Origin of the sequence: Streptomyces phaeochromogenes (genome assembly GCF_001418655.1) — a bacterium.
Lineage (GTDB): Bacteria > Actinomycetota > Actinomycetes > Streptomycetales > Streptomycetaceae > Streptomyces > Streptomyces phaeochromogenes.
The window spans coordinates 233-803 of the sequence record NZ_LIQZ01000086.1; the positions used below are offsets into that span (position 1 = coordinate 233).

Sequence of the window (571 nt, forward strand, 5' to 3'; positions counted from 1 at the left end):
GCGGACTCGACCTGTGCTGTGGCACCGGCGCGGGCATGGACGTATTGCGGACGGTGTGCCGGGAGCAGGTCACCGGCGTCGACATCAGCACCGGCATGCTCGCCGTGGCGCGGGAACGGGCGGTGCGCCCGGGCGGGCCGCCGACCGCGTGGGTACGCGGTGACGCCCGCGACCTGCCGTTCGGGCCGGCCTTCGACCTGGTGGTGAGCTTCGGGGCGTTCGGGCACTTCCTGCCCGGGGAGCTGCCGGGGCTGTTCGCTCAGGTCCACTCGGTGCTCCGGCCCGGCGGACGGTTCGCCTTCCCGATCGGGGCCCCCGCCCGCCCCGGTTCGCGCGGCTACTGGGCCCTGCTCGGCTTCGACGCGGCGATGCGCGTACGGAACGCCGTGTGGCGTCCCCCGTTCGTCATGTACTACCGGGATTTCCGTCTCGGCGACGTACGACGGGAACTCGCCCGCGCGGGCTTCTCGGTGGAGCTGTACGCCCTCCCCGAGTTCGGGCGCAGGAATGACGGCAGCCCCCGCTGCCGGATGGTGGTGGCGACGAAGCCGGGGAGTGCGGAGTAGCCGCG

At 73.6% G+C, this 571-nt stretch carries 1 protein-coding gene; it reads left to right on the forward strand.

The genetic code is table 11. The features are described 5' to 3' along the window. A partial coding sequence (locus AOK17_RS12270; protein ID WP_055612445.1) for a class I SAM-dependent methyltransferase occupies positions 1 to 566 on the forward strand: 566 nt, incomplete at its 5' end. Positions 567 to 571: the final 5 nt, after the last annotated feature.